This window comes from Pleomorphomonas oryzae DSM 16300 (genome assembly GCF_000422965.1).
In the GTDB taxonomy this organism is placed as follows: Bacteria; Pseudomonadota; Alphaproteobacteria; order Rhizobiales; family Pleomorphomonadaceae; genus Pleomorphomonas; species Pleomorphomonas oryzae.
In genome coordinates this window covers 57,875-83,310 of record NZ_AUHB01000012.1, presented here as the reverse complement: position 1 = coordinate 83,310, position 25,436 = coordinate 57,875, and the positions used below count along the sequence as shown (strand labels likewise).

Genomic DNA, 25,436 nt, shown 5'->3' with positions numbered 1-25,436 from the left:
TTAAACATGGCAGGTCGGTTTTCGATCGCCGCCAGCGTACGTCGCCGCATCGACGATCGAACGGGCAAACCGCGTCAATCCGGACGGTAACCATATGTTTTAAGCCAATATTCAAGTGGATCGCCTAGCGTCTTGACTGTGTCCGCCCGGCATCTTGCCACCGTGGACCCCGGCGTACGCGCCGATCGACGGAGCCAAATGGCCGCCTCAAATATCCACCTTCGGGTCAGGAAATAACAACCAGAAGATGAATAACAATGTGAGGTGCCTATTAGTGGCTTGTTAACAATACCGGGCGCCGGGGGAGCTTTCCTTGTCCGGAAGAGCCTGTTGTGCCATTACGTTTTAATAGGCATTCCTCGGCCAGCGTAGCCATTGCTGTCTCTTCCATGGACGGATGGCGGTCAGGAAAGCCCGAGTTCATGTCTCTCGCCTAGGCCGGGCGTGGACATGGTTCGACCGGGACGGCAACCGGGAGTACGCTTCCGGAGTTGTCCCGCAGCAAGTATGCGGACATGAGGGTATCATGGTAAAAAGCACCAAGGCATCGGATCCGGCGGAGGCCGCACTCTCCGCCGTCGAGGAGGCCCTGAAGATCGACTTCGGCGTCTCGGCCGATGAGCCGAAATCGCCCGACCAGGATACCCTCTCCGAAACCGCCGACACTGCTCAGCGGCAACCGCACATCGATGCTGCCGACGCTCCACGCGTCACGGCCCGCCCAGGTCGCGCCCCGGCCAATGACGACCGCCGGTCCGTCTCGACGCTGCTTTATCAGATGCAGCGCCGGCCGTCGGCTGCGCCTTTCTGGATCGCCCTTCTCGCTTCCGTTATCTGGGTCGCTGGCGGCTTCTACGTTGCCCGCGCTGCCTTTGGCGACTTTGCCGTGCTGGCCCAGCCGGCTGCCCTGTTCGCCCGTCCCGACGGATTTGCGCTGGTCGGCGGCATCATCGCGCCGGTCGTGCTGTTCTTCGCCATCGCCACCATGATCTGGCGCGCCCAGGATCTGCGGCTCGCCGCCCGCTCGCTCACTGAAGTGGCGATCAAGCTCGCCGAGCCGGAGCTGTCCGCCAAGGAAAACGTCGTCACCGTCGGACAGGCCATCCGCCGCGAAGTCGCCGCCATGGGCGACGGCATCGAACGGGCGCTTGCCCGCGCCAGTGAACTGGAAGTGCTGGTCCATAACGAGGTTTCCTCGCTTGAGCGCTCCTATGCCGAAAACGAGCTGCGCATTCGCGGCCTGGTCGAGGAACTCGTTAACCAGCGCGAGAGCGTGATCGCCAACGCCGAGAAGGCGCGCACCGCCATTTCCGGTGCCCATCAGAACCTCTCCGAAGAGCTGCGCACCGCCGGCGACCTTCTGACCAACCGCATTGACGAAACCGGCCGCAACGTCACCCGCACCTTCGGCTCCAAGGCCGAGGAACTGGCCCTGGCCTTCGAGGCCGCCGGCAACTCGGTCACTGAGACGGTGGGCAAGCGCGGTGCCGAATTCCTGGCGACGCTGGGCGCCGAACGTGAGAGCCTGATCGGCGGTCTGTCCGAAACAGGCACCGCCATCAACGAGGCGATCGCCACCCGCAGCGATTTGCTGACGCGCACCATCACCGAAGAAGGTGGCCGTCTGGTCAGCGCGATCGGTACGGAAACCGAGCAGCTCGGCAGCGAACTTGCCAAGCGTTCCGAGGAACTGGTGTCGACCATCGCCACCCGCGCCGCCGACCTGTCGGCAGCCCTCAGCGACGGCACCGGCGAGCTGGCCTTCACGCTGGCCTCGCGCACCGAGGAACTGGTCTCCACCCTCGCCGCCCGCTCCGACGAGCTGTCGTCGACGCTCACCGACCGCACCGCCGATATCGCCTTCACGCTGTCGGCCCGCACCGAGGAGATCGTCTCCTCGATCGCCGCCCGCTCCGACGAACTGTCCTCGACCCTGTCGGTTCGCACCTTCGAGCTCGGCAAGGCGCTCGGCGAAAAGGCCGAGGAGATCGGCACCACGCTATCCACCCGCACGGCCGAATTCTCCGCTGCCCTCAGCGAGAAGAGCGAAGCGCTGGAGAGCACGCTGGCCCTGCGGTCTGCCCAGCTCGCCAGCACCATCGAGGCCCGTACCGGCGAACTCAGCGCCGAGCTAAGCGACAAGACCCAGCTGATCGATCAGACGATCTCCGGCCGCACCAACGAGCTGGCCGAGACGCTGGCGACCCGCGCCGAATTGTTCGGTGCCACCCTGGCCGAGCAGTCGTCCAACTTCGACAAGACCATCGGCCACCGCGTCAACGAACTGGTCTCCACGATCGCCACCTCGACGTCGATCATGGAAACGCAGCTGCTGACCCGTACCGACAACCTCGACAAGGTGCTCACCGAGCGCTCGCAGGAGATTTCCTCCACCCTCGACAGCCGCACCGGTTCGCTGGAGACGCTGCTGCGCGACCGTAGCGACGCCATCATCTTCTCGATCGACACCACCGTCGCCGCCCTTGAGGAAAACCTCACGCTGCGCACCAAGGAAATCGACGAGACGCTGGCCCGTTCCGGCCAGACCTTTGCCGAGGACATCTCGCAGCGCGCCTTTGCCGTCAGCGAGCAGGTCGCCCGCACCACGGACGAAGCCTCCAAGGCGATGGCCGAAAAGATCGAGACCATCAACGAGACACTGCGCTCCACGTCGGAAGGCGTGCTGCTCGACCTGTCGATCCGCGGCAGCGAGATTACCGATCGCCTCGACCAGACCGGCAACCTGATCACCTCGACGATCACCGAGCGCGGCACCGATCTCGTCAACAAGCTGGCGACCACCGGTGAAGCCGTTCACACCGCCATCAACGTCAATGGCTACGACCTTGCCGACCGCATCGCCGCGTCCGGTCAGGAAGTCGCCCGCATGATGGACGACCGGACCACGTCGATCCGCGGCATCATCGACGGCGCCACGCTGTCGGTGGAGACGCTGCTCGCCGATAGCGGCAGCCTGTTCTCCGAACGCCTGTCGACCATCGGCGCCGAGATCGCCCGCGCGGTCAACGCCCGTGGCGAGCGCGTCGCCGAGACCATCCTCGCCGCCGGCAGCCAGATCGCCAACCTGCTCGACGACCGCTCCGACAGCATGTCGGTCAGCTTCGCCGAGCGTATCCGCGTGCTCGACGAGATCATCAACGGCCGCGCCGCCGAACTGGTGGAAAGCCTGGTCAGCCGCACGTCGATGCTCGACGGTTCGCTCGAAGAGCAGATCGCCCGCATCGAGGCCGCGCTTGCCGAGCGCACACTCACCATTCAGAACGCCCTCTCCGAAGGCACCCAGGTTCTTGAATCGACGCTATCCGGCCGTTCCGGCGCCATCACCGGCCTCATCGACGAGCGTGTCGAGCGTCTGGGCGCCGAATTCGACAAGCGGTCCAGCGCCCTCGTGGAGACGCTGGATGGCCGGACCCAGTCGGTCCTCACCTCGCTGGAAGGCCGCGCCGGCAGCTTCGGCGAAGCGCTGGAAGGCCAGCTCTCCGCTTTCGACGGCAGCGTCGGCAAGCGTCTCGAGGATGCCACCCGCACCTTCGCCGACAAGGCGGATGCACTGACCGGCACCCTCGACAACCGCATCGAGCTGATCGACCACGCGCTGGATGGCCGGGCTCGCCAGATCACCGAAACGCTGATGGCGCGCACCCGCGATCTGGCCCAGGCCTTCTCGGCCGGTCAGTCGGAAATGGTCGACGCCATCGAGGGTCGCCTCGACGCCGTTGGCCGCTCGCTGCAGCGCAAGACGGAAGAGTTCACCGAGACGCTGGCCGACAAGGTGGCCGAGATCAACGTGTCGCTCGGCTCCAAGGTATTCGAGGTCGCCGAGACGCTCGACAGCCGCGCCAACTCGCTGGAAGTGTCCCTCACCCAGCGCCTCGCCTCCATCGTCGACATGCTCGGCAGCCAGACCGAGACGGCGCGCGAAGAACTCGCCCGCGCCCTCATCAACGCCGCCGCCGTGCTGCAGAAGGAAAGTGCCCGCGCCCGCGAAGACCTCACCGGCTCCGTGGAAGCGGCCACCGACAAGCTGCGCATCGAGGCCGATCGCGCCAAGGCGATCGTCACCGAAGCGATGGCTGAGATCGCCCGCGAAATGGAAACCGGTTCGGTCCGGGCGCGCGACGTGGTCGCCGGCGTGCTGGAAGGCATGTCCGAACGTCTGGCCGGCGAGAGCGAGCTGGTCCGCAGCGTCGTCGTTACAGCCATCGACGGTGCCGCCTCGCGGCTTGCCGCCGAAGGCGAGAACACCTCGCTCGCCGTCAGCCAGTCGCTGGCCGGCGCCGAGGACCGCCTCGCCAGCCTGCGCGACGAGACGCACGGCACGCTCAACGAGCTCATCACCACGCTCTCCGATGTGCTGTCCACCGAAAGCCAGAAGGCGCGCGAGAACGTCTACGAGGCGATCACCGCCGTCGAAGGCCGCCTCGTCGGCGAGAGCGAGCGCGTCCGCGATACCATCATCGGTTCGGTCGACGACGTCACCGGCCGCATGGCTGCGGAAAGCGAGAAGGCACGCGCCGGCCTGATCGGCGCCATCGACGAGGTCACCGACCGTCTGTCGGAAGAGACCGCCCGCGCCCGCTCCAACCTTATCGGTTCGGCCGAAGCGGTCACCGGCCGCATCGCCGGCGAAACCGAGCGGTCGAGCGAGATCCTGGCAGCCGCCATCGCCGCTGCCACCGAGCGTCTGGCCGATGCGACCCGCGACCTCGAAGCCGTCCTCAATGCCCGCACCGATGCGGCGGCAAGCGCCTTGGACAGCCGCGCCGAGAAGGTGGTCGATCTTGTCACCCGGCGCATGGCCGACCTGGCCGAGCTGGTCGACGGACGCGGCGGCGACTTGGCCAATGCCTTCCTCTCCGGCACCCGCGCCCTCAACGACGCCGTCGGCAGCCGTGGTGAGGAAGTGGCCAGCCTGGTCCGCACCGCCGCGAGCGACGTGCTGGCGGCCTTGTCCGAGGGTGGTGAAGGCGTCAGCCGCGCCATCACCAAGCGCGGCAATGATGCGGCGGAAACGCTGAAGCAGGCCACGCTGTCGCTGATGGCCACCTTCGACGAACAGGGCCGCGATGTCCTGCAGTCGCTCGACGAAACCACGACCCGCGTCAAGACCGACGTGGTTGCCGTGCTGGAGCAGGTGGACGGCGCCAACCGCAGCCTCCGCTCCCTGGTCGATCAGGCGGCTGGCAACCTCGCCCGCATCGAACGCGGCCTCGAACAACAGACCGGCGACCTTCGCCTGTCCCTCGAGCGCGTCGTCGCCGATACCACCGCCTCCAGCACCACCGTCGCCGAGACGACCGAAGTGCTGCGCGACGTGTCGCGGACCGTGCTGGCCGATATCGGCTCCATCGCCACCTCGCTCTCCGAGCAGACTGGCGACCTGCAGTCGTCGGCCCGTGCGCTGTCGTCGGTGGGCGGCACCCTGCAAGGCGTCATCGGCGATCGTCTCGCCGCGCTCGACGGCGTGGTCTCCACGCTGCAAGAGCGGACCGAGATGATGTCGGAAAGCCTGCAGTCCATCGCCGGCCAGATCCAGGACACGCTGTCCAACGCCGAGCGCCGCGCCCGCGACGTCGGCTATCAGCTGGCCCGCAACGCCGAGACGGCGATGAACGGCGTCACCCAGCAGCTCGAGCAGCTGTCGGTCAGCGCCGAGGAAGAAGGGCAGAAGACGAAGGTGACCATCGAGCGGGTGCGCGGCGAGCTGATCTCCGAGATCAACTCCTCCATCGGCTCGGCGGTCGACCGCTTCGCCGGTGCCACCGAGGAAATGCGCAAGGCGACCCGCGCCGTCGGCCGGGAGCTGGAACAGATCCGCGAGGATTTGAGCCGTGGCATCCTCGACCTGCCGGAAGAGACCAGCCAGCATACCGCCGCCATGCGCCGCGTGGTCAGCGAGCAGATCCGGGCGCTCAACGAACTCTCCGAGATCGTCTCGCGCCAGCTGCCCGGTGAGAGCGTCACGGCGGAAGTGCCGGTTCGCGCTCAGGCCTCGGCCCAGGCGTCGTCCAGTCGCAGCCTGCCGGCCCAAAAGTCGCAGCCCGTGGAGGCGCCGCGCGCCTTCACGCCGCGCCAGCCGGCCAACCAGCCTCCCCGCCCGGCCGTTGCCGAGCGGCGGTCCGAGCCGCGCCAGCCGGTGAGCGACGAGCGCGGTGAGCGGGCGAGCGGCTGGATCTCCGATCTGCTGCGTCGTGTCTCCGATGAGGAAGGCGCCTCGCCGCGTCTGCCGTCATCCGATCGAGGCAACAAGGCCGGCAATCCGCTGGACGGTCTGGGTTCGCTGAGCTCGGACATCGCCCGGTCGATCGATCCCGAGACCTATGCCGATCTCTGGGATCGCTACCGGCGTGGCGACAGCAACGTGTTCACGCGTCGCGTCTACACGCTGCAGGGCCAGCAGACCTTCGATGAGGTGCGCCGCCGTTATGGCCGCGAGGCCGACTTCCGCGAGGCCGTCGACCGCTACATCGACCACTTCTCCTCGCTCTACGAGGAAGCGGTCCAGAAGGATCCGAACGGCCGTCTCGCCGAGAACTACCTGAACTCCGATACCGGCAAGGTCTACACGCTTCTGGCGCACGCCAGCGGCAAGCTCGGCTGAACCTGAGGATCAGAACCATCCAGGAAAAGGGCGCCACACGGCGCCCTTTCTCATTGGCGCTTGCTGTCTTCAGGTCATCACGCGTTCGTGATCAAGCCATCTGTAACAAAACGTAGTCCGCTTCCGAGTTTCTGACGTGCCCAGCAAAAAAGGGCGCGTCTTAAAACACGGAGAACATCAATGCTGAGGACTTCCGTCACCACCGTCCTTCTCGCCGGCGCAATCACTTCGGCCCTCGCGACCTTTGCCAGCGCCGCGCCGCTGACCAAGGCGGAAGCGGCTGCCGCCATGGCCGCCCACAAGGAGAAGTGCTACGGCGTGGCGCTCAAAGGCCAGAACGACTGCGCCGCCGGTCCGGGCACCACGTGCCAGGGAACCTCGGTCAAGGACTTCCAGGGCAATTCATGGAAGTTCGTCCAGGGCGGCACCTGCGCCTCCCTCGACCTGCCGGGCGGCCGCCATGGTTCGCTCATGCCGCTCGATCGCGACATCTAACCGACGAATTCGGAAAGCGGAGGCGACGATGGCGCAAGCCGAAATGACATCCAGCATTTTGGGAACGGAAACGCTGCCCCGCTTTCCGACGATTTCGCCGGCCGGCCAAGCCGGCACCAGCTTCAAGCCGGAACATCTGACGGCGATCTTCGCCGCCAACGACCGGCGGGGCTTCTTCGAAGTCCACGCCGAGAACTACATGGGCGCCGGCGGCCCGCCGCATCGGGCACTCGAACGCGTGCGCCGCGATTATCCGATCTCCCTGCACGGCGTCTGCATGTCGCTCGGCGGCCCTCAGCCGCTCGACCGGCAGCACCTCGCCCGCTTCAAGAGCTTGGTCGATCGCTACCAGCCGGCGTTGGTCTCCGAGCATCTCGCCTGGTCGACCCATGTGAACACCTATCTGAACGACCTGCTACCCCTGCCCTACACGCCGGCGACGCTGTCTCACGTCTGCGACCATGTCGATGAAATGCAGGCCGCGATCGGCCGGCCGATCCTGTTGGAAAATCCGTCCACCTACGTGCTTTTTTCGGACTCCTCGATGAGCGAGACCGAGTTCATCCGGGAGATTTCCAGACGGACCGGGTGCGGTCTGCTGCTCGACATCAACAACGTCTTCGTGTCCGCTACCAACCACGGCTTTTCCGCCTTGGACTATCTCGCCGACTTTCCCCTTTCGAAAGTCGGCGAGATCCACCTTGCCGGACATGCCGAGCAGGAGGACGACGAGGGCGACCTTCTACTGATCGACAGCCATGACGGACCGGTCGCCGACGCCGTGTGGCGGCTCTACGAGATGGTGATCGTCCGCTGCGGATCGATCCCCACGCTGATCGAGTGGGACAGCCAGATCCCCGATTGGCCGGTGCTGCGGGCCGAGGCGTTGGCCGCGCAGGCCATCCTCGACCGGCAGAGAAACGCCAGGGAGCCATCCCATGCCCACGGCTGACATCCTGCCGCTCAGGTCGCAATCACTCGATTTCACCGGCCCGTTCTCGGCCGCCCTGCTCTCGCCCGACGTGGCAACGCCGACGCTGGTGACCGGTCCGCGCGGCAAACGAGCGGAGAAGCGCTACAGTGTCTATCGCAACAACGTCACGGTCAGTCTGATCGCGGCGCTGACCTCGATCTTCCCGGCTGTCGAGCGCATCACTGGGCCGGATTTCTTTCGCGCCATGGCCCGGTTCCATGTGCGTGAGACGCCGCCAACCTCGCCGCTGCTGTTCGAGTACGGAAGAGACTTTCCGGGTTTCATCGACCGCTACGAGTATGCCCAGGATATGCCCTGGCTTTCCGATGTGGCGCGGATCGAACGCCTGTGGCTCGACAGCTATCACGCCGCCGATGCGCCGACGCTTGAGGCCGATGTGCTGTCAGCCGTGCCGCCGGAAGACCTTGCTAGGCTGACCTTCAGGCCGCATCCGGCAACCCGTTTGATGTCCTCGGCCCATCCCGTCGTCAGCGTCTTCGCCATGAACCGCAGCGCCGGCCCTGTCGGCCGCATCGAAGATCGGCCTGAGGTCGGGCTGATCACCCGGATCGACGACGAGGTGGCCGTGCGGCGTCTGGCGCCGGGCAATGCCGCCTTCCTCAACATGCTGCTCGGCGGGCAATGCCTGGCAGCGGCCGTTGCGGGGGCTTTCGAAGCCGAGCCCGCTTTCGACCTTCCGAGCGCCATCGGCGAGATGATCGCTTCGGGCGCCTTCTCCCACATCGAGACGGAGAGTGACCATGTCGAGCACGTCTAGCCCCATTCCCCGCCGAGATGCTCTTTCTCCGCTGGTCCGGCTCGCTGCCAAGGCCAATTGCCTCGTTCGCGCCGCCGCCCAACCGGATTTCGTGCAGGTCGTCCTCCGTCTGGCGCTCGCCGTTCCCTTCTGGCGCTCCGGCATCCTGAAATGGGATGGCTTCCTGCAACTGAACGATACGGCGGTCGACCTGTTTAGCCAGGAATTCATGCTGCATTTGCCGGGCGGCCCCTACCCCTTCCCGGCACCGACGGCGATGGCTTTCCTCTCCGGCTGCGGCGAGATCATCTTCCCGACGCTGCTCGTCCTCGGGCTTGCCAGCCGCTTTGCGAGCCTCGGCCTGCTGTTCATGACGGTCATCGTCGAGCTGACCATTCCCGATGGTTGGCCGATCCACCTCACCTGGGCAGCGATGGCGCTCGCCATCACGCGCCACGGGCCGGGGCGACTATCGCTCGACCATCTGCTCGCCAGGGCATCTGGCTTTGGCGCTCGCCAAGCATGAGGAGGGACGATCCGACAAAATCCCTCTCTCCGCCGACCTGACAAGGAAAAGTGACACTTGTCTTCCCTTGACGTTTATCTGCCAATGCGTTCACAACGTGGGTCCGCGCTGAGAGGGTGCTGGCGGATGAACCATTCGGCCCGTGAAGAGGAATGGGCGGCCTGGATGTGCGCTGCGATGGCCGGCGATACGCTGGCCTATCACCATTTCCTGAAGGCCATAACACCCTACCTCCGATCGATCGCCCGCCGGCGCTGCGACCAGTTCGGCGCCCCACCGAGCGAGGTGGAAGACGTGGTTCAGGAAGTTCTGCTGGCCGTGCACCTGAAGCGCGGAACCTGGGACACCTCCCGGCCGGTTGGCCCGTGGCTATCGGCCATCGTGCGCAACAAGCTGATCGACAGCCTGCGTCGGCGCGGCCGCCACGTCAGCGTGCCGATCGAGGACGTGATGGAGACGCTGGAAGCTATCCCCCACGACGAGGGTGCCGATCGCCTCGACGTCGACCGCATGCTGGAAGGCCTGCGGGATCCGCAACGCGACATCGTACGGTCCATCTCGCTCGGCGGCGCCGGCATCCGCGAAACGGCCGAGCGATTGCAGATGACGGAAGGTGCCGTGCGGGTGGCACTCCACAGGGCGCTCAAAGGACTGGCGGCCCTCTATCGGAGCGACAGACGTGCAAACGGATGACCTGATCAACCTTCTGGCCAAGGATGCCCACGTGCGTGTCCGCTTCGGCCACATATTCCGGATCGCGCTGGCGATCGGAGTGGTGATCTCCGCCGTTCTGCTGCTGTCGACCCTGGGCATCCGCAAAAATATGGCCGAGATGATCGAGACGCCGCGCGTCCTCTTCAAACTCGGCCTGACCCTGCTGCTCGCCATCACCGCCACGCGTCTCGCCTTCCTGATTGGCAAACCGGGGGTGTCGCTGCGTTCGGCTGCGCTGACGCTTCTGCTGCCGCTCAGCGCCTTGCTCATTGGCATTGCAGCCGAACTGTCGGTCGTGCCCGCAGCGGCCTGGGGCGCCAGTGTGGAGGGGCGATATTCGAGCTTCTGCCTGTTCTTCGTGCCGACGCTTTCGATCGCCCCGCTCGCGGCTATCCTCTATTCCATCCGCCAGGGTGCGCCGCAAAACCCAGGTCTGGCCGGCGCGGTCGCGGGCCTTGCCGCCGGCGGCATCGCGGCCGCCATCTACGCCTGGCACTGCCCGGACGACAGCCCACTGTTCTTGGCGACTTGGTACTCGATCGGCATACTGGTCGTCACAGCCGCCGGTTCGCTGATCGGTCGCCGCGTCCTTCGCTGGTAATTGCCTTGTCCTCACCAGGGGCGACCGATCTGCACTCCAAAAGGGCGCCACGCAGCGCCCTTTCTTCCTTGGGAAGGTCGCGAGCTACAGCGCCAGCACCACAGTAGGACGGCCAACAGCCGCGGCGCGAAGAATGTTCATCATGCCGCTGCCTCAGCTTCCTGAGCGGAGCGGTTCGCGAAAACTTCCCTGGCGGCAAACAGTCCGTTGAGGGCGGCCGGGAAACCGGCATAGACGGCCATCTGCATGATGATCTCTACGATTTCATCCCGGCTTAGCCCAACATTCAAACCGGCCTCGATATGCACCTTCAGTTGAGGGGCAGCATTTCCCATCGCCGTCAGAGCTCCGATGGTGGCGATCTCACGGGCGCGCAGGTCGAGGCCCGGACGGCTGTAGATATCGCCGAACGGAAACTCGAGCACGTAAGTTGCGAAGTCAGGCGCAATATCCGCGAGAGAAGCGACAACCTTCTCTCCGGCCGTGCCGTCGATCTCAGCGAGCGCGCGCCGCCCGCGTTCCAGCCGGCTTTCGCCGATGTTCTGGGAGTGTTGCGTCATAATCCTTGATCCTCTGTTCCAGGCCGGCATAACCGGCGATCTTGGTGTCAAGGACGAGAAGACAGGCTTGCAGTTCGACCACATGGGCGCGGACGCGGTCGCGATGCTGTTCCAACAGTTCGCGTCGTTCCGCCTCCGTGTCGACGCCACGCTCCCGCAAGGCTGCATAGCGCAGCATGTCCCGGATCGGCATCCCGGTCGTTCGCAAACGCCCTAGGAATTCAATCCAGATCAGGATCGATGCGTCGTAGTCTCGTTGGCTCGATTGGTCCCTGTCCGCATAGGGCAACAGCCCGATCCGCTCGTAATAACGGATGGTATGGGCCGACAATCCCGAACGCTTGGCCAGTTCACCGATCTTCATGAGCACCTGTCTCGCCACGACGCAGAAACAGATACGGCTTAGAGTGCACTCTAAGTCAAGGGCATTATCCGGCTCGCCGCTAGAGTGCCGCACGCACCTGCGATCGCAGGAGGTATCCCCTCCCTATCCTTTGTGGGAGAGGGGACACCAGGCGATCATCTGTTGAGGCATGGGGCGCCCATCGCCTACAAAGACGACGCCGTCCAGGTCACCACCTCCGCCACAGCTGCCGAGGCGGCCTGATCGATTGCCGCAATGGCATCTTTTGGCCGGTCGGACGCCGCGGGACGGCTGACATCGAACACATGGGTGGCCCGCACCTTACCGGTGCGCTCGTCAAGCAGCTTGACGCCGAGGGTGACGTGCCCGGCGGGCGAACCGGTGACGTCCAGCTCGAAGGCGCGAATGTCGACGATCACTTCCCGGTCGATGGCCAGGCTTTCGCCCGGCTTGCCGACCGCCTTGACACGGCCGGAATTTTCAAAGGCGCGGACTGTGACCGTCTGGATCAGCGGCGGCAGTTGATCGGACCACGAGACGCCCGGCAGATAGGAGATCGATCCGCCACCGGCGCGCACGGCGATGCGCTGGGTCGCCAACGCGTCGCTGGTACTCGGTAGCGGCACCAGAAGCTGCGTCGCAGAGCGCTTGGCCACGCCGTCAAACGCCGTCGGCACGGCAAGATCGTAGATGGCATCGGGCTTGGGCGAAGACCCGATGCCGAGCGTCGAACAGCCCGTGAGTGCGAGCGCCAGGAGGATAGCCGCCAGAGAGGCCGTTCGCCGGCCCGGATGAACAGAAATCAACATCGCCTCCTAGAGCATCCGCCCGAAAAGTTGCAGACTTTTCGGACAACGCGGATGCGTCAAACCAAAACCCTAGGCATCCGCCCGAAAAGTTGCAGACTTTTCAGACAACGCGGATGCGTCAAACCAAGATCTCAACATCCGTTCGGATGCCTGAAAACAACGCGCTGGAGCAAAAGCCGTTGCGGACCATCGCTCTTTTCTATCGGCGTGGCGCATACTCGGGCACGCCCTGCCCGCCGAAGATGAACTGCTGAGGATTCTTTTCAACGCCTTGTAGCACGCGGTCAAGCCGTGCCAGGGCCTGCCGTCCCTGATCCGTCAGCGCCACCACGCTGTCGAGCCCGCGGCTCGAGAATTTCGACACGTTGTCGGCGATCGGCCCGACCTGCTGGTTGAGCTTGTCGGCCACCTCGCGGATCGATTTGGCCGCCGCCGTTGCCTCGGCAACGAGGCCCTTGCCATCGCCAGTCACGTAGCCGTCGACCTTCTGCAGGATGCCGTCGGCGCGCGCCGCGATGCCGTTGAGCTGGTCGGTCAACGTCCGCGTGTCGCGGACGATGCGGTCGACATCCGGCGTGCGGGCATCGATGGTATTGCCGAGATTGGCCAGGCTGGCCGAGGCGTGGTTGACATCGGCCATGATGGCATCGATCTGCGGCTTGTAGCCCTTGAGCATGGCCGCGAAGTCGCTGACGTCGGTCACCGTCGATCGCACCTTGGCGGGATCGACGGCTTCGACGACGCTTCGCGCCGCCCCGATCGTCTGACGGGTGTCATCCACCACCATGCCGAACGAGTTCGAGGCGGCCGCGATATTCTTCGAGGCGGTATCCACCGAGGCGACCACCGATTTCAGCTTTTCCGTGTCGACGGCCGCGAGCACCGCATCGGCCCGGGTAGCGGTGGCCCGCAGTTCGTCGGATGTCGACGTGACGCTCGCCACCAGCCGATCGACTTCCCTCGGATCGACAGCGGCCAGAATGCTCTTCGCTTGCGCGATCGTCTCGTCGAGCGTCCGCGCCGCGTCGGCAACGTTCTTGACGACGCTGTTCACCGTTGCCGGATCGATGCCGTCGGCGATGACATTGGCGCGTTCCAACACGGCACTGAGCTGCTCGGAGGATTTCGTCAGCCGCTCGGTAATTTCGGTCACCCTCTGCGGATCCACCGCGTTGAGGATGCGCGTCACCTGCGCCGCCGCTCCCTTGAGATCGCGCGAAATGTCGCCGATGGAATCGGCGGCCGACGAGATCGAGGCCATCGCCTTGGAGATATTGTCGGAATTGTCGGCGAGTGCCGCCGAAAACTTCTCGACGTTGTTGACGGTTCGGTTGAAGGCCGGACCATTCTCGGTGATGAAATCGTCGATTGCCGCCATGGCGCTGTCGGCGCGCGTCAGCACGTTGCGCGCGCTTTCGAGGATGTCCTGGAACGGAGAGATATCCGCCGGCATGGTCGGCATGCCATCGGTTGACGATTCAAACAGGCTGGGAGCGTTGCGCGATCCACCTTCGAGCTGCAGCGTCGCCGCGCCGGTCAGCCCCTGATAGGACAGCGTCGCGCGGGTGTCGGTCTTGATCGGCACATCGCGATTGACGCGAATGATCGCGATGACGGTACGGGGATCTTTCTCGTCAAGCCGGAGATCGCGCACTTCACCGATCTTGATGCCGTTGAACAGCACCGACGACCCGGTCGAAAGGCCGGTGACCGCGCCGGAGAAGATCACGCGCACCTCTGCCTGTCGCTGGGTCTGGCCGGCGTTGCTGAGCCAGCCGAGGAACGCCAGACCGATCGTCAGCATGACCAGGACGAAGCCGCCGATCACCGCATAGTTGGCCCGAGATTCCATGGCGTTTCCTATCCGAAGGTGAAGTGCTCGGCACGCGGGCCATTGAAGTAGGCGCGCACCCAGGGGTGGTCGAAAGACCTGAGCTCGGCGAATGTACCATCAACGAGAACGCGGCGGTTGCCCAGCACGGCGATGCGGTCGGTAATGGTGACGAGGCTGTCGAGGTCGTGTGTTACCATGAACACGGTCAGGCCGAGCGTAGCGCGCAATTTGAGGATCAGCTGATCGAATTCGGCGGCGCCGATCGGATCGAGGCCTGCCGTCGGCTCGTCGAGGAACACGATGTCGGGGTCGAGCACCAGCGCCCGCGCCAACGCCACACGCTTGATCATGCCACCCGAAAGCTCGGCCGGATACTTGCCACAGGCATCGGCCGGCAAGCCGGCCATTTCGATCTTCAGCCGGGCGAGTTCGTCGACCAACTCTTCGGGCAGCCGCATATGTTCGCGCAACGGCACGCCGACGTTCTGAAGAACGGTCAGCGAGGAAAACAGCGCCCCTTGCTGGAACAGCACCCCCCAGCGGCGGCCGATCTCCTGCCGCTCCTGGTTCGACATGTCGTCGTAATCCTTGCCGAAGATCTTGATGCTGCCCGCCGAGCGGTTGTTCAGGCCGATGATGGTACGAAGCAGCACCGACTTGCCGGTGCCCGAGCCGCCGACAACGCCGAGGATCTCGCCTCGCCAGACGTCGATGTCGAGCCCGTCGAGGATCGGCTCCCCGGAAAAGCCCACGACGAGATCGCGGGCGGAGATCACCGCTTCCCGTTCCTCATCGCCCTGCCGCGCCACCTCGTCCGCCATCGTCAGATTCCGATCGTCGCGAAGATCATGGCGAAGATACCGTCGGTGACCACCACCATGAAAATCGCCTTCACCACCGCCGTGGTGGTGTGCTCGCCGAGCGACTCGGCCGAGCCCTTCACCTTCATACCCTCGATCGAGGCGATGAGACCGATGATCGCAGCCATGAATGGCGCTTTGGAAAGGCCGATCAGCACATGGGTGACGGTCAGCGCCGCCTTGAGGCGACTGAGAAAGACGTCCGTGGGTATGCCGAGATAATAAAGCCCCACCACCCAGGCGCCAGCCAGCGCCGCGAGGTTGGAAACCAATGTCAGAATCGGCAAGGCGATGATCAGGGCGACGAGGCGCGGCAGCACCAGCACTTCCACCGACGACAGGCCGAGCACTTTCAGCGCATCGACCTCCTCGCGCATCTTCATCGAGCCGAGCTCGGCCGTGTAGGCCGCCCCCGAGCGGCCGGCGATCATGATGGCGGTGAGCAGCACGCCCAGTTCGCGGCAGGTCAGCACGCCGACGAGATCGACCACCAACAGGTTGGCACCGTAGCTCGACAGATAGAAACCGCCTTGCTGGGCGATGATCATGCCGACCAGAAAGCTCATCAGGGCGATGATCGGCACCGCCAGAATCGCCGCCTGATTGATGTTGTTGAAAACAGCCGCCCAGCGCATGCGTCGACGGAGCAGCAACACGTTGAAGAAGGCGACCGACGCCTCACCCATCATCGATATCAGCAGATAGCCGTCGTCGATGATGCCGGCCGCCCCACGACCAACCTCCTCGAGCGTCCAGGCCATGGGGTTGACGCGCTCCGGCTCTGGCAGCCGCTCGCGGCCAAGCGGATCAATCTCCGCGATCAGCGTCGCCGCAGGCTTGGAAAAGCCCTTGAGTTCGCTCGAGCCACCGGCCTCTTCCTGCTGCCGCATCAGGCCGACCAATGCCCAGGCGCCGGCCGTGTCGAGCCGTCCGAGATCGCTGCCATCGAACACCAGATGATGGCCGGGCGTTACCTTGTCAGCGACAGTGGGCAGCACTTCGCCGACGGTCTCCACCGTCCAGTCGCCGGCAACGCCGAGCACCGTCACATCGTTACTCGCCCCGTCAGCCGACCGCACGCCACACTCCTCGAGGACCTGCGCCGCGCCGGAAGCGCTGCGTCCTCATGCACGATACATCAGCCTCGCCTGCTGGCGCCAGCCTCCAAAGACAATCCGTGCATTCCCAAAACCGTGAGAGGACGCGAACGGTTCCATGAGCTGCCGATATTTCGTCCGCCAGAGACAGATCGACCCGGATGCCCATATCTCGCACTTCCGATGTCGACCCCGCTTGACTAGACGAAAGATAAGGGTTTCGACATAGCGAAGTCCCTTTAAGGATTTCCATGGGGCCTTGATATCTTTACTCTAGGGCCAAACGGACCCACGCGAATGCAGTGTCCGTGGAGCAACTGATGGACAAAGTTGACCGAAACAGACAGTTGTTCGGTCCCCACGATATGGCGTTTCCAGCGTAGCGCCGGCGGCATCGACCGAAGCCGCCCTAACCACGCGGAAATCAATGTGAGGTCTCATTGCGTAAGCTCAGCATAGCCGTCGAACGCTTTCCCATCGCCGGTACCTTCACCATCTCTCGCGGCTCCAAGACGGAGGCGGTCGTCGTCGTAGCCACCGTCAGCGAAGGTAGCGTATCGGGACGGGGCGAAGGCGTTCCCTATGCCCATTACGGCGAGTCGGTCGAAAGCGTCGTCGCTCAGATCGAAAGCGCCCGGCAATTCATCGAACAGGGCGGCGACCGCTTTGCCCTACGCGACACTCTGGCGCCCGGCGCCGCCCGCAACGCGCTCGACTGTGCCCTAATCGACCTCGAAGCCAAGACAACCCGCCGCGGCGTCGCCCATCTTCTGGGTCTGCCGCCGCTCGAACCGGTCAATACTGCCTTCACCATCTCGCTCGCCAGCGTCGAGGACATGGCGGCCGCCGCCAAGTCGGCCAGCGACCGACCGACCCTTAAGGTGAAACTCGGCGGCGACGGTGGCCGTGAGCGCCTCGTCGCCATTCGCCGGGCCGCACCGCGCAGCCGCATCATCGTCGACGCCAACGAGGGTTGGACGCCGGAGATGTTCCCGGACATGATGGAGGCCTGCATCGAGCTGGGCGTCGCGATGATCGAACAGCCACTGCCGGCCGGCGCCGACGACTACCTGATCGAGGCCAAGCGCCCCGTTCCCGTCTGTGCCGATGAAAGCGCCCATACCACCGCCGACATCAAGCATCTGGTCGGCCGCTACGATGCCGTCAACGTCAAGCTGGACAAGACCGGCGGCCTCACCGAAGCGCTGGAGATGATCGCCGCTGCCGAGGAGGAAGGCTTGATCGTCATGGTCGGCTGCATGGTGTCGAGTTCGCTTGCCATGGCACCGGCTTTCGTCGCCGCGCAGCGCGCCCAATATGCCGATATCGACGGCCCGCTTCTTCTCGCCCGCGATCGCCTGCCGGGCCTGATGTTCTCCGGCTCGATCGTCCACCCGCCCTACCCCGATCTCTGGGGTTGACCGGGCGAAGCTCGCACGACTAGCTCCGCTTTACCGAGCAGGTGCTTCTGGGCCTGGGGCGGGCATGATCTCTGTGGTCCCTGTCACGGTGAACGTTGCGTCATGGGCCGGCAGGCGCCGGGCGCCACCGCCGGCCGCCGTCAGGATGATCAGGCCAAGGATCGGAAACACCGACATCACCACATAGGTATCCGAGCCGAGCGTCGGCACCAGCCGGCCGGCCAGCGCCGTACCGAGCGCCATGGCAAGACCGTTGAAGATCACGAAAGTGCCCTGCGCCGAAGCGGCCCGCTCGGTCGGCACCACCTCGCGCAGAAACCGCATCAGTCCGATATGGGCGAGCGCGAAGGAACCGGCGTGCATCACCTGCAGCACCAGCGTCGGCACCAGCGGCAGATCCATCGAGAACAGCAGCCAGCGCAGACAACCGATCACCGCGCCGCCGGCCATCAGCTTGAGCGGCGAAACGACCCGGAACATCCGTCCGGCCTGCGAGAACAGGATGATCTCGGCGATGACGCCGGTTGCCCAGAAGATACCGATGGTAAAGTCCGAGAAGCCGTTGGCCCGCCACAGGATCGTACCGAAGCTATAGAGCGCGGCGTGCCCGGCCTGATTGACCGCGTGGCCGAGCAGCACCGCCAGGAAAGCCGGCTTGCGCAGCACGGTGAGCGCCGCCGCCGAAGACTGCGTTGTGGTCGGCGGGGCCGGCGGGATGGCGACGGTCGACGTCATGGCGATGGCGAAGCCGAACAGCACCAAGAGATAGACCGCCGTCGAGCCGGAATGCTGCATGGCATAGCCGCCGACGATATTGCCCAGGATGAAGGACGCCGAGCCCCAAAGCCGCATCTTGCCGTATTCGCCAAGGCCGTGGCGATCCATGATCATGGCAAAGGCATCGGCGAGCGGCCCGACGCAATAGGAGAGCACCAAAAGGATGGAGCCGACGGCCATCACCGCGAGGTCGCCATGGGCAAGGCCGAACAGCACGGCAAAGCCCAGCGTCAGGCCGATGAGGCCGGCCATCACTTGGCGCCGATCGCCCGCCCGGTCCGACAGGCCGCTGACCACCGGCATGGTGAACATGCGCATCACCTGCGGCGTCGCCAGCACGAAGGCGATCTGCTCGCCGCTGAGGCCCTTGACCTGCAGCAGAACCGGAAAGAACGGCGTCAGCACGCCGTTGACGAAGAACGCGATGGCATAGAAGGCGCTCATCAAATAGACGGGGGCAAAGCGCCCGATCATTCTTGTCAACGGAGCAACTCGGAATAAACTCGTTGTGAAGGATTCGCGGCGATGATGGTCACTTGCCGACCTGAATCGCTTGCCTGTCTTCGGCTGGGGCTTTAGCTGTAGCTGTATCCGCTTAGTCTACAAAGGGGTCTGCGGCGAAAATATGGAAAATTCGCAAGCCCTCTCGCCCTTGCGCGAATCCGATTACGAGGCCATCGAAGCCGCCGTCATGGAGACGGAGAAGGGCCGCTGGTTTCTTTTCGAATACGCTCGGCGGCACCGTTCGGTCGATACCGACATGGTCGTTGAGGCCATCGGCCGGCTCGAAACCATATTGAAGCGGGAGCGCCGGCCGGACGCCGATCGCATTCGCCTCGACATCGGCGAGATGAAGGATGCCATCGAGCGCACCAAGCTCGAAATCGCCCAGATCAAGAGCGACGGCCGTTCGCCGCTCAGCCGCTTCGATCGCGCATCCAATGAGCTCGATGCCGTCGTCGAGCAGACCGAGGCCGCCACTTCGGAAATCCTGGGCACTGCCGAGAAGATTCAGGAACTCGCCTGGACGATGCGCGAGGCTGGCGCTGACAACGCCCTGTGTGACGAGATCGAGAACCTCACCACCAACATCTACATGGCCTGCTCGTTCCAGGACCTCACCGGCCAGCGGACGCAGAAGGTCGTGCAGGTGCTGCGCTATCTCGAGAACCGCATCAATGCGATGATCGAGATCTGGGGCATGGACGACGACGAAGTCCATAAGTCGTCGGTTGACCGCCGCGTTGCCGTCAACGCCCACGACCACCGTCCGGATGCCCATCTCCTGAACGGCCCGGCGCTGGCCGGCGAAGGCATCGAGCAGAATCTCGTTGACGACCTGATGGTCGAGGATGCCGAAGCCGATCGCGCGGCTCTCGACGCGGTGGCCCACCATGCCATCGATGAGTTGGACTTCGACCGCATCGACGCAATGGCCGGCCTCGGTCAGGCCCCTGCCCCGTCAATGGTTGGAGCCGACGGTCAGATCGATTTCGACGCCATCGACACCGGCGATGACACGCCGGAGACCGCCGCAGCGCTTGCCGACAGCATGGATTTCGATTCCATCGATACCGGCGATGATACGCCGGAGACCGCCGCAGCGCTCGCCGACAGCCTGGATTTCGACGCCATCGATACCGCTGACGCCGTGCCGGAAACGGCTGCGGAGCTGGCCGACAGCATCGATTTCGATGCCATCGAGCCGTCCCCGGACGAGGCGGAAGCCGCCGAGGAGCCGACCGACGAAGCTCTCGCCATCGCCTCCGAGGCGGTGGATACCGCCATCGAGGCGCTGAAGGAAGTGTCGGACACGGTACGGCAAGGCAAGGACGTCGACGACCCCTTCGCCAAGATGACCAAGGCCGAGCGACAGGCACTGTTCTCCTGAGTGGGATCACCGGGGGCTTTTCCGGAAGGCAGCCGGACGTTAGGCCGACAGTTCGTCTCGCCCTGTTCGTTGCGGGTGCGAGCGATCTCGGAGCGATAACCGCTGTGCGCCATCGCAGCGTCGCGCCAATAACAACTTGTCAATTTTTCGGGCGTTCACTCCACCCGACAGAGCCACCTAACAGGCGCGAGTATCGGACATGGACCTTGCTGCGACCGTCACGACCATGCTGCAGGCCAACACCAAAAGCGACATCGGCACGGCGGTCATGAAGATGGCGCTCAAGTCGGACCAATCGGCGGCCGACCTTATGAGCCAAGCCGTCCAGTCGGCAGCGTCTGCCCCGCCACCGGCTGGCATGGGTAGCTTGGTGGATATGACCGTCTGATTCTGCGACGCTAGACCGTCACCGGTACGAGGGGCGCCTCATCCAACGTCTCGCCGTTGGCAAGACGGATATTGTCGAGAAACTGCATTGCCGCCCGCCGCCAGCTGAAGGACAGCGCCAGCTCGCGCGCCGCCTCGCGATCGATCGCCAGGGCGCCAAGGCAGGCGGCCCGGAGGTCCTCGTCGAGAATGCCGGCGTCACTGTCGCCGAGGATATCGAGCGGCCCCATCACCGGATAGGCGGCGACCGGCAGGCCCGAGGCCAGCGCTTCCAGCAGCACGTTGCCGAAGGTGTCGGTACGCGAGGGGAACACGAAGACGTCGGCCGAAGCATAAGCGCGAGCAAGGTCCTCGCCGATCTTCACGCCGACGAAATGGACGTCCGGGTAGCGCCGCTCGAGGCTGGCCCGCTGCGGCCCATCACCCACCACCACCTTGGAGCCCGGCAGGTCGAGAGCCAGGAACGCCTCAAGGTTCTTTTCGACGGCAACACGTCCGACATTGATGAAGATCGGTCGCGGCAGGTCGAACACGCCCTCTTCAGCCGGTCGTGGCCGGAACAGCTCGGCGTCGATGCCACGCCCCCAGCGCATCAGATTACGGAAGCCGCGAGCCGACAATTCCGCTGCCAGGGTGTCGGTGGCGACCATGCATCCGGCCCCGCCATTGTGAAAGCGGCGGACGAAAGCGTAGAGCCAGGATTCGGGCACCGGCAGGCGGGCCGCCACATATTCGGGAAAGCGAGTGTGATAGCTCGTCGTATAGGGCATGCCGTGGCGACGGCACCACTTGCGCGCCTTGAGCCCGAGCGGGCCTTCGGTGGCGATATGGACGTAGGCCGGCTGGCCGCGTTCGATCTCGCGCGCCACGCGCCGATAGGTCGAGATCGTCACCCGTATTTCCGGATAGCTTGGCAAAGGCAGCGTCCGGAACAGGTCGGGCGTCACCATGGTGATCTCGGCGCCCATGGCAATCAGTTCGGCATTGGTGCGCTCGATCGAGCGGACGACGCCATTGACCTGCGGATGCCAGGCGTCGGTAACGACGGTGATGCGCGTCATTCCGCCGCCTCGGCCCGCGGCAGCATCAGAGGTGACTGACGCTCGTGCTCCAGGCGTGTCCAGCGGATAATTTCCAGGCTTCCGTCGTGGTTCTCGGCGACCGCCGTGCAGCTTTCCACCCAGTCGCCAGTATTGATGTAGGCGATGCCGTTCATGTCGCGCATGGTGGCGTGGTGGATATGGCCGCAGATGACGCCGTCGGCACCAACGCGCCGCGCCTCGTGGGCGAGCGCATCCTCGAAGGCGCCGATGAAGTTGACGGCATTTTTTACCCTCAGTTTGGCCCAAGCCGACAGCGACCAGTAAGGCAGCCCGATGGCACGTCTCAGCTTGTTGACCCAGGTATTTGTCCAGAGCGCCATCTCGTAGGCCCAGTCGCCGAGATAGGCGAGCCAGCGGGCGTGACGCACCACCACGTCGAACTGGTCGCCGTGAATGATCAGATATCGGCGACCGTCGGCCGCCTCGTGCACGCAGCGATCCATCACCTCGACGCCGCCGAAATGGGTGCCGAGATAGCCGCGCAGAAATTCGTCGTGATTGCCGGGGATATAGACGACGCGCGCGCCCTTGCGCGCCTTGCGCAGCAGCTTCTGCACCACGTCGTTGTGGCTCTGCGTCCAGAACCAGGAGCGACGCATCCGCCAGCCATCGACGACGTCGCCGACGAGATAGATCGTCTCCGCCTCGTGGACCCGCATGAAATCGAGCAGAAGATCGGCCTGGCAGTCGCGCGTACCGAGATGAATGTCGGATATGAACAGCGCCCTGAGGCTTCGAGTAGTATTGGCGTCCGTCATGGCAAACAAAGATGCGTGCTGCATCTTCTCCGAGGCGGGAATCGATGGCAATTCGCCGATCCCGATACCTCCTTTTGTCCCGACAGCTTCTCAGTTTTATGACAAAGACGCCTATTCGCCTCCAAACAGCGTCAGGAGGAACACTATCCCGCCTTTCAAATGCAAAACGGCCCGGTCAAGACCGGGCCGTGCTCTTGGAGAAATTAGCAATCCCTCACGGGCACCAGAGAACCTTCACCAGCTTCTCCGACTTGAGGAGGCTGCGCACCGGCATCTCCATCACGTCGTCGCCGGCCACGGCTTTCTCGAAGGCAGCACGCTTCTCCGCGCCTTCGATATGCAGCAGGATCTCATCGGAAGCGAGCAGCAGCGGCAGTGTCAGCGTGATACGCGGCTCGCCCGCTCCAGCGGCGTTGATGGCCATCACCTGCGCCTTGCAGTCCGGTGAATTGGCGGCCGCCAGGTTGTCGCCACCGGGATAGAAGGACGCGGTGTGACCGTCCTCGCCCATACCGAGCACCACAGCGGCAAACGGCAGCGGCAGATCGGCAATCACCTTGCCAACCTCGGCCACCGCGTCTTCGGGCTTCGGCACCGGCCGGTAGAGCGGCACGAATTCGACGTTGCTGAGCGGCCCCTTCAGGAGGTGACGGCGGGCGAGTCCGGCGTTGGAGCGCTCGTTGGTCTCCGGTACCCAGCGCTCGTCGACCAGCGTCACCACCACGTCGTTCCATGGCATGCGATAACGCGACATCGCTTCCAGGAAACGCACCGGCGTCTTGCCGCCGGAGAGGGCCAGCGCTGCCTTGCCATGCAGGCGGATGGTATGAGCGAGCGCACCGGCAACCTCAACGGTCAACGCGTCGGCGAGCGCGGCGCCGTTTTCGAACTCCTGAAACTCGTACATCCGTTTCCTCCAGATCGGCGATCCCGTAGCGCCGCCGGCCGTTATCGGCTGGGCGGCGAGTGTGGCCGATACATCGGACGATGCCGTGCCGGCCTATTTCCCCTTATTCAATATACACAGTCGGCCGGCGTTGGCACCGGCCGACATTCAGTAATCCCTATCAGACCGTGTCGGTCCCTGCAGTGGAAAAACCAGCACGGGAATAGTCGGCGACGAAAATCGTCGCCGACTGTGTCGGAAACTCAATTCTTTTGAAGTGCCTTGATGGCTGCAACCAATCCCTTGGTCGATACGTCCTGGCTCGCCGCCGGCTCGGCTTCGCCCTTGAGCACCGGCAGGAGACGGTTGGCCAGTTCCTTGCCGAGCTCGACGCCCCACTGGTCGTAGGAGTTGATGCCCCAGATGGTGCCCTGCACGAACACCTTGTGCTCGTAGATGGCGATCAGCCGGCCGAGCGTCCTCGGATCGAGCGTCTTGTAGAGGATGGTGTTGGTCGGCCGGTTGCCGGGGAACGCCTTGTGCGGCGCCAGCGCGGCGATATCGGCATCCGACTTGCCGGCCTTCTTCAGCTCGGCAGCGGCTTCCTCCACCGTCTTGCCCAGCATCAGCGCCTCGGTCTGGGCGAGGACGTTGGACAGCAGCTTGGCGTGGTGATCGCCCACCTGCTCGTGCGGCACGGCAGCGGCCAGGAAGTCGGCCGGAATGACGTCGGTGCCCTGGTGGATCAGCTGATAGAAGGCGTGCTGGCCGTTGGTGCCGGGCTCGCCCCAGACGATCGGGCCGGAGGCACGCGGCACCGGCGTACCGTCGGTGCGGACGCCCTTGCCGTTCGATTCCATGTCGAGCTGCTGCAAATAAGCGGCAAAGCGCGAAAGACGCTGGTCGTAGGGCAGCACGGCATGGGTCGAGAAGCCCCAGACGTTGCGATACCAGACGCCGAGAACACCGAGGATCACCGGGATGTTCTTCTCGAGCGGCGCCGTGCGGAAGTGATTGTCCACCTCATGGGCGCCGGCCAGGAAGGCGACGAAATTGTCGAAACCGACGGCGATCGCCACCGGCAGGCCAATGGCCGACCATACCGAATAGCGGCCGCCGACCCAGTCCCAGAAGCCGAAGGCGCGCTTCACGTCCATGCCGAAGGCGGCCACCTTGTCGAGCGCCGTGGAAACGGCGCAGAAGTGGGCACCGACCGCCGCTTCGCCGAGATGCTGCTTGATCCAGTCGCGGGCGGTGCCGGCGTTGGTCATGGTCTCGGAGGTGGTAAAGGTCTTCGACGCCACGACGAACAGCGTCGTCTTCGGGTCGAGCTCAGCCAGCGTGTCGGCGATATGGGCGCCGTCGACGTTGGAGACGTAGTGCAGGCGCGGGCCATTGCCGCGATAGGGCGTGAGCGCGATCGTCGCCATGGCCGGACCGAGGTCGGAGCCGCCGATGCCGATGTTGACGACGTCGGTGAACTTGGCGCCGGTCGACGAGGCGATCTTGCCGGAGCGCACTCCCTCGGCGAAGTCGCGAATGCGGCCAAGCACCTCGTTGACGTCGGGCATGACGTCCTTGCCATCGACGATGACCGGCGTGTTGGACCGGTTGCGCAGCGCCGTATGCAGCACCGAGCGCTTTTCGGTGGTGTTGATCACGGCGCCGGCGAACATGGCATCGCGCCGCTCGGCAACGCCCGCCGCCTTGGCAAGCTCGATCAGCGTGGCGAAGGCCTCGGCGTCGAGACGGTTCTTGGAGAAGTCCAGCAGCAGGTCGTCAAGGTGCACGCTGAAGCGGTCGAAGCGACCGGCGTCCTCGGCGAACAGCTTGCGCATCGGGCGATTGGCCAGCGCGGCCTTCTTGGCTTCCAGACGCTTGAAGATAGGATCCAGCTCCGCGACCATTTCACGCACTCCCATGCCGGGCAAACGCCCGTTTATGTTCCACCGGTTGGCGCGGGATATTACGGAGAGGATGGAAGCAAGGCTAGTACCTTCG

Annotated in this window: 21 protein-coding genes; 10 read left to right on the top strand and 11 right to left on the bottom strand. The window is 64.6% G+C overall.

Annotated features, from left to right (window positions below; all coding sequences use genetic code 11):
• Positions 1–526 precede the first annotated feature (526 nt).
• The 7 genes from G522_RS27600 to G522_RS0118800 all read left to right on the top strand — a co-directional run bounded on the left by G522_RS27600 (position 527) and on the right by G522_RS0118800 (position 10,688).
• Positions 527–6,622 carry an apolipoprotein A-IV repeat region-like domain-containing protein gene (locus tag G522_RS27600; RefSeq protein ID WP_036839996.1) on the top strand — a complete coding sequence of 2,032 codons (6,096 nt, stop codon included), beginning with the start codon at positions 527–529 and terminating at the stop codon, positions 6,620–6,622.
• A gap of 180 nt (positions 6,623–6,802) precedes the next feature.
• On the top strand, positions 6,803–7,117 hold the full coding sequence (locus G522_RS0118825) for a BufA1 family periplasmic bufferin-type metallophore (protein WP_026792377.1): 315 nt from the start codon (positions 6,803–6,805) through the stop codon (positions 7,115–7,117).
• Positions 7,118–7,160: 43 nt separating this feature from the next.
• On the top strand, positions 7,161–8,069 hold the full coding sequence (gene bufB, locus G522_RS0118820) for an MNIO family bufferin maturase (protein WP_026792376.1): 909 nt from the start codon (positions 7,161–7,163) through the stop codon (positions 8,067–8,069).
• Complete coding sequence (locus tag G522_RS0118815) at positions 8,056–8,868, top strand: HvfC/BufC N-terminal domain-containing protein (protein WP_026792375.1); 813 nt, start codon at positions 8,056–8,058, stop codon at positions 8,866–8,868. Before bufB ends, G522_RS0118815 begins: the two co-directional genes overlap by 14 nt.
• Entirely contained in the window at positions 8,852–9,373 is a 522-nt protein-coding gene (locus G522_RS0118810) for a DoxX family protein (protein ID WP_026792374.1), read from the top strand. Before G522_RS0118815 ends, G522_RS0118810 begins: the two co-directional genes overlap by 17 nt.
• Before the next feature lie 126 nt (positions 9,374–9,499).
• Entirely contained in the window at positions 9,500–10,066 is a 567-nt protein-coding gene (locus G522_RS0118805) for a sigma-70 family RNA polymerase sigma factor (protein ID WP_026792373.1), read from the top strand.
• Positions 10,053–10,688 (top strand): NrsF family protein, encoded by a 636-nt coding sequence (locus G522_RS0118800; protein ID WP_026792372.1) that lies wholly within the window; start codon positions 10,053–10,055, stop codon positions 10,686–10,688. The genes G522_RS0118805 and G522_RS0118800 overlap by 14 nt, the downstream gene beginning before the upstream one ends.
• 140 nt (positions 10,689–10,828) lie before the next feature.
• Here the strand turns inward: G522_RS0118800 and G522_RS0118795 are convergent, their stop codons facing one another.
• The 6 genes from G522_RS0118795 to G522_RS27595 form a co-directional block, all read right to left on the bottom strand.
• Complete coding sequence (locus G522_RS0118795) at positions 10,829–11,278, bottom strand: carboxymuconolactone decarboxylase family protein (RefSeq protein WP_425414081.1); 450 nt, start codon at positions 11,276–11,278, stop codon at positions 10,829–10,831.
• Positions 11,184–11,612 carry a MerR family transcriptional regulator gene (locus G522_RS0118790; RefSeq protein WP_026792370.1) on the bottom strand — a complete coding sequence of 143 codons (429 nt, stop codon included), beginning with the start codon at positions 11,610–11,612 and terminating at the stop codon, positions 11,184–11,186. The genes G522_RS0118795 and G522_RS0118790 overlap by 95 nt, the downstream gene beginning before the upstream one ends.
• Before the next feature lie 185 nt (positions 11,613–11,797).
• Positions 11,798–12,421 (bottom strand): ABC-type transport auxiliary lipoprotein family protein, encoded by a 624-nt coding sequence (locus G522_RS0118785; protein ID WP_051228833.1) that lies wholly within the window; start codon positions 12,419–12,421, stop codon positions 11,798–11,800.
• Positions 12,422–12,620: 199 nt separating this feature from the next.
• Complete coding sequence (locus tag G522_RS0118780) at positions 12,621–14,273, bottom strand: MCE family protein (RefSeq protein WP_026792368.1); 1,653 nt, start codon at positions 14,271–14,273, stop codon at positions 12,621–12,623.
• A gap of 8 nt (positions 14,274–14,281) precedes the next feature.
• Positions 14,282–15,076: an ABC transporter ATP-binding protein gene (locus G522_RS0118775; RefSeq protein WP_026792367.1), complete on the bottom strand. Its 795-nt coding sequence runs from the start codon at positions 15,074–15,076 to the stop codon at positions 14,282–14,284.
• Between the two features lie 2 nt (positions 15,077–15,078).
• The gene (locus G522_RS27595; protein ID WP_051228830.1) at positions 15,079–16,194 is read right to left on the bottom strand and encodes an ABC transporter permease; all 1,116 of its coding nucleotides are present in this window, start codon (positions 16,192–16,194) and stop codon (positions 15,079–15,081) included.
• A gap of 458 nt (positions 16,195–16,652) precedes the next feature.
• On the opposite strand from G522_RS27595, the gene dgcA reads away from it, so the two are divergent.
• Positions 16,653–17,633 carry an N-acetyl-D-Glu racemase DgcA gene (dgcA, locus tag G522_RS0118765; RefSeq protein WP_026792366.1) on the top strand — a complete coding sequence of 327 codons (981 nt, stop codon included), beginning with the start codon at positions 16,653–16,655 and terminating at the stop codon, positions 17,631–17,633.
• A gap of 30 nt (positions 17,634–17,663) precedes the next feature.
• Here dgcA and G522_RS0118760 read toward each other — a convergent pair whose 3' ends face one another.
• The gene (locus tag G522_RS0118760; protein ID WP_342663911.1) at positions 17,664–19,001 is read right to left on the bottom strand and encodes an MFS transporter; all 1,338 of its coding nucleotides are present in this window, start codon (positions 18,999–19,001) and stop codon (positions 17,664–17,666) included.
• Between the two features lie 34 nt (positions 19,002–19,035).
• Between G522_RS0118760 and G522_RS0118755 the strand changes: the two genes are divergently transcribed.
• On the top strand, positions 19,036–20,301 hold the full coding sequence (locus G522_RS0118755) for a protein phosphatase CheZ (protein WP_026792364.1): 1,266 nt from the start codon (positions 19,036–19,038) through the stop codon (positions 20,299–20,301).
• 199 nt (positions 20,302–20,500) lie between these two features.
• Positions 20,501–20,689, top strand: a complete 189-nt coding sequence (locus G522_RS0118750) for a putative motility protein (RefSeq protein ID WP_026792363.1) — start codon at positions 20,501–20,503, stop codon at positions 20,687–20,689.
• A gap of 10 nt (positions 20,690–20,699) precedes the next feature.
• Here G522_RS0118750 and G522_RS27590 read toward each other — a convergent pair whose 3' ends face one another.
• The 4 genes from G522_RS27590 to pgi form a co-directional block, all read right to left on the bottom strand.
• Positions 20,700–21,749, bottom strand: a complete 1,050-nt coding sequence (locus G522_RS27590; protein WP_084633278.1) for a glycosyltransferase family 4 protein — start codon at positions 21,747–21,749, stop codon at positions 20,700–20,702.
• Positions 21,746–22,573, bottom strand: coding sequence for a UDP-2,3-diacylglucosamine diphosphatase (locus G522_RS0118740; protein ID WP_425414080.1), 828 nt, complete (start codon positions 22,571–22,573; stop codon positions 21,746–21,748). The genes G522_RS27590 and G522_RS0118740 overlap by 4 nt, the downstream gene beginning before the upstream one ends.
• Positions 22,574–22,763: 190 nt before the next feature.
• Positions 22,764–23,456, bottom strand: coding sequence for a 6-phosphogluconolactonase (pgl, locus tag G522_RS0118735; protein WP_026792361.1), 693 nt, complete (start codon positions 23,454–23,456; stop codon positions 22,764–22,766).
• A gap of 242 nt (positions 23,457–23,698) precedes the next feature.
• Entirely contained in the window at positions 23,699–25,342 is a 1,644-nt protein-coding gene (pgi, locus tag G522_RS0118730) for a glucose-6-phosphate isomerase (protein ID WP_026792360.1), read from the bottom strand.
• Positions 25,343–25,436: the final 94 nt, after the last annotated feature.

Coding starts and splice junctions, on each gene's coding strand:
- G522_RS27600 (WP_036839996.1), top strand. CDS start 527: ATGGTAAAAAGCACCAAGGCATCGGATCCGGCGGAGGCCGCACTCTCC.
- G522_RS0118825 (WP_026792377.1), top strand. CDS start 6,803: ATGCTGAGGACTTCCGTCACCACCGTCCTTCTCGCCGGCGCAATCACT.
- bufB (WP_026792376.1), top strand. CDS start 7,161: ATGACATCCAGCATTTTGGGAACGGAAACGCTGCCCCGCTTTCCGACG.
- G522_RS0118815 (WP_026792375.1), top strand. CDS start 8,056: ATGCCCACGGCTGACATCCTGCCGCTCAGGTCGCAATCACTCGATTTC.
- G522_RS0118810 (WP_026792374.1), top strand. CDS start 8,852: ATGTCGAGCACGTCTAGCCCCATTCCCCGCCGAGATGCTCTTTCTCCG.
- G522_RS0118805 (WP_026792373.1), top strand. CDS start 9,500: ATGAACCATTCGGCCCGTGAAGAGGAATGGGCGGCCTGGATGTGCGCT.
- G522_RS0118795 (WP_425414081.1), bottom strand. CDS start 11,278: ATGCCGGCCTGGAACAGAGGATCAAGGATTATGACGCAACACTCCCAG.
- G522_RS0118790 (WP_026792370.1), bottom strand. CDS start 11,612: ATGAAGATCGGTGAACTGGCCAAGCGTTCGGGATTGTCGGCCCATACC.
- G522_RS0118785 (WP_051228833.1), bottom strand. CDS start 12,421: ATGTTGATTTCTGTTCATCCGGGCCGGCGAACGGCCTCTCTGGCGGCT.
- G522_RS0118780 (WP_026792368.1), bottom strand. CDS start 14,273: ATGGAATCTCGGGCCAACTATGCGGTGATCGGCGGCTTCGTCCTGGTC.
- G522_RS0118775 (WP_026792367.1), bottom strand. CDS start 15,076: ATGGCGGACGAGGTGGCGCGGCAGGGCGATGAGGAACGGGAAGCGGTG.
- G522_RS0118755 (WP_026792364.1), top strand. CDS start 19,036: ATGGAAAATTCGCAAGCCCTCTCGCCCTTGCGCGAATCCGATTACGAG.
- G522_RS0118750 (WP_026792363.1), top strand. CDS start 20,501: ATGGACCTTGCTGCGACCGTCACGACCATGCTGCAGGCCAACACCAAA.
- G522_RS27590 (WP_084633278.1), bottom strand. CDS start 21,749: ATGACGCGCATCACCGTCGTTACCGACGCCTGGCATCCGCAGGTCAAT.
- G522_RS0118740 (WP_425414080.1), bottom strand. CDS start 22,573: ATGCAGCACGCATCTTTGTTTGCCATGACGGACGCCAATACTACTCGA.
- pgl (WP_026792361.1), bottom strand. CDS start 23,456: ATGTACGAGTTTCAGGAGTTCGAAAACGGCGCCGCGCTCGCCGACGCG.
- pgi (WP_026792360.1), bottom strand. CDS start 25,342: ATGGTCGCGGAGCTGGATCCTATCTTCAAGCGTCTGGAAGCCAAGAAG.